The organism is Pedobacter sp. ASV28 (genome assembly GCF_016428855.1).
Taxonomy (GTDB): domain Bacteria; phylum Bacteroidota; class Bacteroidia; order Sphingobacteriales; family Sphingobacteriaceae; genus Pedobacter.
Window position 1 is genome coordinate 1 of sequence record NZ_JAELTN010000135.1, and the last position, 483, is coordinate 483.

Consider the following 483-nt stretch of genomic DNA (forward strand, 5'->3'; position numbering starts at 1 on the left):
AATTTAACTGGTACAGGTAGATTAGATACTGGTTTAGGACTTGGTGTTGCACCCAATACGACAACCTGGGAAACAATATTAGCGAATACCACAACCAAATCCCAATTAAGGCTAAACCCGTCTACCGTAGATGTTTCTGCTCCAGCGAATGGTGATATCTGGAACAATGCAGGTGAATTGAAGTTCATGGAAAATGCTATTGTGAATAGAATATTAAAATCTTACAATAATGAGCTATTTAAATCAGATGGTAACTACTTTGCTATGTTTAATCAATATGGTGATATGTCAGCTACTGTTAAGGCAGGAGAACTCTGGGTTTATGATACAGATGTATTAGCAGCTATAACATCAGCAACATGGACAAGTAACAGGGCTACTTTAACTCCTGCGAACGGTAAGATTATGCTAAAAGGTCAGTTACATGATGACGGTGTTTTTACTTACCTAGCTGTAGATGATAATAAGATAAGGAGATGGTAA

General features: G+C 37.3%; 1 protein-coding gene. It reads left to right on the forward strand.

What is annotated here, in order from left to right; all coding sequences use genetic code 11:
- On the forward strand, positions 1-483 hold a 483-nt coding region (locus JHD79_RS22525; protein WP_199121606.1), incomplete at its 5' end, for a hypothetical protein.